Origin of the sequence: Bradyrhizobium sp. (assembly GCF_016462955.1) — a bacterium.
Classification (GTDB): Bacteria; Pseudomonadota; Alphaproteobacteria; order Rhizobiales; family Xanthobacteraceae; genus Bradyrhizobium.
In genome coordinates, this window is record NZ_JAEMSD010000417.1 from 1 (window position 1) to 6,144 (window position 6,144).

A 6,144-nucleotide genomic window follows, 5' to 3' on the forward strand; every position below is an offset into this window, starting at 1 on the left:
GCTCCTTCATGTCGTGGCCGGCGGAGAACGCGGGGCCGTTGGCGGCGATCACGACGCCACGGACGGACTTGTCGTCGCGGATCCTGTCGAGCTCCGCATGCAGGCGCGCGATCATCGCAGCTGACAGGCTGTTACGCGCGGCCGGGCGGTTCAGCGTCAGGATAGCGATGGAACCCGCTGTTTCGCTCAGCAGGATCGGCAGTTGCGGGGAGGGGGCGCGCGCAGCGGTGACGGACATTGACGCGATTTCCGCTAAATGATTGCAGTTGGATGACACCCATAACTTAATGTAACAGGGCAAGTGAAGCGAGAGTAGGAACAGCATGGCGTCAGCGAAAATGAGTGTGGCGGAGGTCGAGCGGTTCCTTCGTCACGAGTTTCCCCAGGCCTTCAGCGGCGACGACATCACGATCGAGAGCGCCGACGGCCAGACCTGCCTTTTGCGCCAGCGCTACAGCGAAAAGATGCTGCGGCCTGGCGGCACCGTGTCGGGCCCGACGCTGATGGCGCTGGCCGATTTCGCGATGTACGTGGTGCTGCTGTCCGCGATCGGGCCGGTCGGCCTCGCGGTGACCACCAATCTCAACATCAACTTCTTGCGCAAGGGCCAGCCTGGGCAGGACGTGCTGGCCGAGGCGCGGCTGCTCAAGCTCGGCAAGCGGTTGGCAGTGGGGGAAGTGAAGCTGCTGTCCGGGACCTCCCCCGATCCGATCGCTCATGTCACCTCGACCTATTCCATTCCAAATGTTTGAGCTTTTTGCAGGTAATATAACACCGTAATTGTAAGCAATTGATTTCACGAATGTAATTTATGCCCGTGGGCATTGACCGTAGCGCGTCTCTTCTCTAGAAACCCGCGCAGTCCGGTGCGGTGTTCGCGCCGATATCTCCCGTCCACGGAAACTCCGATATGAAAACCTTTTCGGCAAAGCCGGCTGAGGTGACGAAGAAGTGGGTGCTGATCGACGCCAAGGGTCTGGTCGTCGGCCGCCTCGCCACCATCGTCGCCATGCGCCTGCGCGGCAAGCACCTCCCGACCTACACCCCGCACGTTGATTGCGGCGACAACGTCATCATCATCAATGCGCAGCATGCGGTTCTCACCGGCCGCAAGCGCGAGCAGAAGACCTATTACAAGCACACCGGTTACGTCGGCCACGTCAAGGAGCGCACCGCGCGCCAGATCCTCGAAGGCAAGCATCCCGAGCGTGTGCTCGAGAAGGCCGTCGAGCGCATGATCCCGCGTGGTCCGCTCGGTCGCGTCCAGATGGGCAACCTCCGTGTCTATGGCGGGGCCGATCATCCGCACGAGGCGCAGCAGCCCGAGAAGATCGATATCGCCAAGTTGAACCGCAAGAACACGAGGGCCGCATAACATGGCCGAATCCATCCAGTCGCTCGACCAGCTCTCGCAGCTCAAGACCGCGGTCGCCCCCGAGGCGCCCAAGCACGAGAAGAAGGTCGACAAGTTCAATCGTGCCTATGCCACCGGCAAGCGCAAGGACGCGGTCGCCCGCGTCTGGATCAAGCCGGGCGCCGGCAAGGTCACCGTTAACTCGCGCGAGGTCGAGGTCTATTTCGCCCGTCCCGTGCTGCGCATGATGATCGAGCAGCCGTTCTCGGTCGCCCAGCGTTCGGGCCAGTACGACGTGATTTGCACCGTTGCCGGCGGCGGCCTGTCCGGCCAGGCCGGCGCGGTCCGTCACGGCATCTCCAAGGCGCTCACCTATTTCGAGCCGGAGCTGCGCGGCGTGCTCAAGAAGGGCGGCTTCCTGACCCGCGACTCCCGCGTGGTCGAGCGCAAGAAGTACGGCAAGGCCAAGGCCCGCCGGTCCTTCCAGTTCTCGAAGCGTTAATCGCTTTCGTCGCATTCGCCGCGAAAGCGGCTTCAATGAGATGCAAAAGGGCGCTGATTTCAGCGCCCTTTTTGCTGTTCGTTTGTATGCAAATTGGTGGCGTGTTTCCTGAAAACTTGGGCGTCCGTGAAAACCTGAATAGAACTCGCCAGACCTAGCGTCGCCTTTCGGAAGGGCGCGCAAATCGGATGTGCCGATCGCGTAGCTGCTATGTTTCAGAGGGGGCCGACATGATGTCGCTCGATAGCATCACGCTCTATTTGGTCGCCACCATGGTCGCCGCACTGCTCGGCGCCATGATGGTGTTTTTCGGCAAGCAGGAGAACAGCCCGGCGCTGAAATGGTGGGGGACCGCCTATCTCCTCGGCGCCGCCTCCGTCGCGCTGTGGACGGCGGCGGGCGAGGGGCTCGGCCCGCACATCTACCTTGCTCTGAATGCCGTCGGCTTCGTCGCCTGCGGCATGGTGTGGAACGCGGCGCGCGTCTTCCACGGCCGCAAGCCGAACTGGCCCGGCCTCGTGCTCGGCGCGCTGGCCTGGGTCGCTGCCGCGACGCTGCTCGACCCCGCTGCATCCATGCTGCGTATGCTCGTCGGTGCAGGCATCGTCTCGGTATATGCAGCGTTGACCGCAAGTGAGCTCTGGGTCGAGCGGCGCAAGAGCCTGCAACGGCGCTGGCCGGCGATCGTGGTGCCGGTGATGCACGGTTGCGTGCTGATGCTGCCGATCGTGCTCGGCAGCTTCCTGCGTCCGCACGATGCCGGCTTCTCCCAGAGCATCTGGGTGACCGTGTTCGCGGTCGAGCTCATCCTCTACGCCGTCGGCACCGTGTTCGTCATCTTCATGCTTGTGTCCGAACGCACGGTGACCGCGCACCGGACCGCCGCATCCACCGATCCCCTGACCGGCATGCTCAACCGCCGCGGCTTCTCGGAGGCCTGCGCGCGCGTGATCGAGCGCGAGGCCAAGGCCGGCCGTCCCGTGACCGTGATGATCTTCGACATCGACCACTTCAAGTCGATCAATGACCGCTTCGGTCATCCCGCCGGCGACGAGATGCTGAAGCTGTTCTCAACCGTGGTGGTCAGCAGTTTACGCATCACCGACCTCTCGGGCCGCATCGGCGGCGAGGAGTTTGCCGCGCTGTTGCCGTGCTCGCTGGAGGAGGGCGTGCTGGTTGCCGAGCGCGTGCGCGAGGCCTTCGAGACCTCGGGCGTCGTGGTCGACGAAGGCCCGGTCGACACCACCGTCAGCATCGGCGTCGCTGGTGGCCCGGCCGGCACCGAACTCGAGGTGCTGCTGGCCTCGGCCGACACCGCGCTCTACCAGGCCAAGCGCGGCGGCCGCAACCGCGTCGAAGCCGCCGAGGAACTGCCGCTGTCGCTGGAGAACTGGCGCCGCCAGACCGCGGCGCGCGCGCCGTCGCCACGGCCGGCCACGGCATGAGCAGAAAAAGGCGCCGTTCCGGCGCCTTTTTCTTTTCTGCCGGCTGCGCTACAGACGCTCATCGAACAAAAAAGGGTGGAAACCGATGATCACCGAGATCGCGCAGATCGACGTCAAGCCGGGCAGCGAGAAGGACTTCGAGGCGGCCGTCGCCAAGGCCAAGGCCGCCTTCGGGCGCTCCAAGGGCTTTCACGGCTTCGAGCTGCACAAGTCGATCGAGAAGCCGCAGCGCTACCGCCTGATGGTGAAATGGGCGACGCTGGAGAACCACACCGTCGACTTCCGCGGCTCGGAAAATTTCACGGAATGGCGCGGCCTTGTCGGTCAGTATTTTGCTTCGCCTCCAGAGGTCGAGCACACCGAGACGGTGCTGACGACCTGATTGGAGTCAGGCCGCCTCGGCGCGGGCGGGCGCCTCATAGGTCTTGAAATGGTCGATCATGACCTTGGCGATGGCGACCAGCGGGAGCGCCAGCGCAAGGCCCCAGATGCCGAACACGACTCCGAGCAGGATCTGGAACGCAAACAGCGTGGCCGGTGGGATGTCGAGCGCCTGCCGCTGCAGGATCGGCGTCAGCACATAGCTCTCCATCGCGTGCACGCCCATGAAGAGCAGAAAGGCCGACAGCGCCGCGATCCAGCCTGAAGCAAGGCTCGCCAGCACCACGACGACGCCGGCGATGATGGCGCCGACGGTCGGGATGAAGGCAAGCAGGCCCGCCTGGATTCCCAGGATGAATGCGCTGGGAATGCCGATGATCGCAAGTCCGATCCAGGTCACGACGCCGACAGCGACCATGACGATGATCTGGGCGATCAGCCAGCGCTCCAGCGTCTCGGCGATGCGGTCGATCACAAGGGCGACACGGGTACGGTGCCTCGCCGGTGCGAGGAACAGCAGGCCGTCATGATAGACGGCGGGCTGGGCCGCGAAGGCGAGGCCCAGGAACAGCACGATGAAGATGTTGCCGACGCCGTGAATGGTGCCGACCAACAGCTTGAGGGTCTGGCTCACGATCGCTCCGCCGCTGGAGGCGAGCGCCCCGGCGCTGGGCAAGGGAGTGCGCGATGGCGCCGGCGGCGCGGGTGTCGCCTCCGACGCTGCGTCGGCAGAGGCATCCGACGCAGCGCTGCCGAAATCGAAGAAGCTGGTGTCGATGCCGTGGTTCTCGAGCATCGACCGGACATTGGCGATCTGCGACTTGATGGTCTTGCTCAGCAGCGAAGCCTGTTCGGCGATGGTGGCGCCGCCGAGATAGGCGATCCCTGCGAGAAGCAAAGCGAGCGCGACGCAGACGATTCCGAGCCGGACCGTGTGGGGCAGGTGAACCCGGCGACCGAGCGCATTGACCAGGGCGGTGAGACCGAGGCCGAGCAGCATGCCGGTGAAGATCAACAGCAGGGTGGCCGCAAAATACCAGGTGAAGGCGAGCAGCGCGGTGAACAACACGACGCCGATGCCCCCGACCGCGATCGCCCAGGCCTGATCCCGGGCGAGGTCACCGCGGGTCGGGGGGCGTTCATCTCTGAGAATCGTCACGTCGTGTCCTTTCGCGCGGGCCTGCGTCCGGCACTCTTTCCACAAACGCGCCTCCGATCAAGAGCGGCAACGGGCCGGTTTGACGCTGCCGCGCGAAGGGTGCAGAGCGGTGGGGTTGGAAGGATGCGAGCGCTTGGGTTTCATCAGCAAATGGGCAGGTCTGCTCGGGCTTCTGGCTTTGATCGTGGGCGGCGACCAGATCCGGATCAACCGGCCGGACCACAAATATCGCCTGACGGTCGAAGTCACGACGCCTGACGGTATCAAGACCGGGTCGGGCGTTCTCGCGGTCGTGCCCGATCGCAATTATAACCGCAGCGGCCGCACCACGATGCGCGGGGAGGCTGTGTTCGTCGACCTCGGCCGAGGCAAGAACCTCGTGGCCTTGCTGGCGCACCAGCAAGGCGACAAGCTTGACCTCGACGACATCAACTATTTGGCGCTCCGCGCCTACAGCGCCGCACGCGGCAGCCGCGTGTCGTTCAAGGACATGAGCCGGCAGACCGGAATCGTCCCGGTGCAGGGGGAGTTGATTCCCGTGCTCGTGAGCTTCGGTGATCTCAAGGACCCCGCGAGCGCGCGCCTCGTCGACAGCGGCCACTCAGAGGTTGTCCTCGGCGACGGCTACGCGATCCGCGGTTTCTCCGCCGAGGTCGTGCCCAATGGATTCTGGCCGATCGATTTCGGGGGGCCTCTTGGAGAACCCGTGACGCGCGGACTCCACTCGAAACTGTCCTGGCTGGCCCGGCCGGACGCCCCTGCGGCGACCGCCCTGCAGGCTGCTGGGCTGCCGGCGGTGGAGCCGGCCGCGGCCCGGGAAGCCTTTGCGCGAAAATAGCATTGCCGTCCCGCAATCCCCTCTGTTAAATTTGTTCCATCCGAGGGGCATGTTCGGAGAATCTTCGTATCGGGAGGCTCGGAACGACAGATGAGAAAGCCGGTCGTCGGCGTGATCGGGAATTGCCATCGCGTCGAAAATCGATTTCAGGTCCAGATGGTCGGCGAGCGAAACCTGCGCGCCGTGGCCGAAGTCTCCGGCGGCTTGCCGCTGATGTTCGCGGGCGCCCCTGACATCACCGATATCGCGGCGCTGCTCGATACCGTGGACGGCATCATCCTCACGGGGGCCCGGGCCAACGTGCATCCGACCCGCTTCAACGTCGATCCCTGCGAGAAGCACGAACCCTACGACATCCACCGCGACGAAGTGGCGCTTGCGCTCTCGGTGGCGTGCGTCGCCCGCGGCATTCCGCTGTTCGGCATCTGCCGCGGCCTCCAGGAGATGAACGTCGCCGTCGGCGGC

9 protein-coding genes are annotated in these 6,144 nt (G+C 64.7%); 7 read left to right on the forward strand and 2 right to left on the reverse strand.

Going from position 1 to position 6,144, the window contains the following annotated elements; all coding sequences use genetic code 11:
* The coding region (locus tag JHD07_RS30205; protein ID WP_291628784.1) for an enoyl-CoA hydratase-related protein at positions 1-238 on the reverse strand (238 nt) is incomplete at its 3' end.
* A gap of 85 nt (positions 239-323) precedes the next feature.
* Between JHD07_RS30205 and JHD07_RS30210 the strand changes: the two genes are divergently transcribed.
* From JHD07_RS30210 to JHD07_RS30230, 5 genes are all read left to right on the forward strand, one after another.
* A complete protein-coding gene (locus JHD07_RS30210; RefSeq protein ID WP_291628786.1) occupies positions 324-752 on the forward strand; it encodes a PaaI family thioesterase in 429 nt (142 codons plus the stop codon).
* Between the two features lie 158 nt (positions 753-910).
* On the forward strand, positions 911-1,375 hold the full coding sequence (rplM, locus tag JHD07_RS30215) for a 50S ribosomal protein L13 (protein ID WP_011087726.1): 465 nt from the start codon (positions 911-913) through the stop codon (positions 1,373-1,375).
* A gap of 1 nt (position 1,376) precedes the next feature.
* The gene (gene rpsI / locus JHD07_RS30220; protein WP_291628791.1) at positions 1,377-1,856 is read left to right on the forward strand and encodes a 30S ribosomal protein S9; all 480 of its coding nucleotides are present in this window, start codon (positions 1,377-1,379) and stop codon (positions 1,854-1,856) included.
* A 230-nt stretch (positions 1,857-2,086) separates the two neighbouring features.
* On the forward strand, positions 2,087-3,301 hold the full coding sequence (locus JHD07_RS30225; protein ID WP_291628793.1) for a GGDEF domain-containing protein: 1,215 nt from the start codon (positions 2,087-2,089) through the stop codon (positions 3,299-3,301).
* A gap of 85 nt (positions 3,302-3,386) precedes the next feature.
* Entirely contained in the window at positions 3,387-3,683 is a 297-nt protein-coding gene (locus JHD07_RS30230; protein WP_035673823.1) for an antibiotic biosynthesis monooxygenase family protein, read from the forward strand.
* A 6-nt stretch (positions 3,684-3,689) separates the two neighbouring features.
* Here the strand turns inward: JHD07_RS30230 and JHD07_RS30235 are convergent, their stop codons facing one another.
* Positions 3,690-4,841 carry an AI-2E family transporter gene (locus JHD07_RS30235; protein WP_291628797.1) on the reverse strand — a complete coding sequence of 384 codons (1,152 nt, stop codon included), beginning with the start codon at positions 4,839-4,841 and terminating at the stop codon, positions 3,690-3,692.
* A gap of 133 nt (positions 4,842-4,974) precedes the next feature.
* On the opposite strand from JHD07_RS30235, the gene JHD07_RS30240 reads away from it, so the two are divergent.
* Together JHD07_RS30240 and JHD07_RS30245 are read left to right on the forward strand one after the other, a co-directional pair.
* Entirely contained in the window at positions 4,975-5,679 is a 705-nt protein-coding gene (locus JHD07_RS30240; RefSeq protein WP_291628799.1) for a hypothetical protein, read from the forward strand.
* 90 nt (positions 5,680-5,769) lie between these two features.
* A partial coding sequence (locus tag JHD07_RS30245; protein ID WP_291628800.1) for a gamma-glutamyl-gamma-aminobutyrate hydrolase family protein occupies positions 5,770-6,144 on the forward strand: 375 nt, incomplete at its 3' end.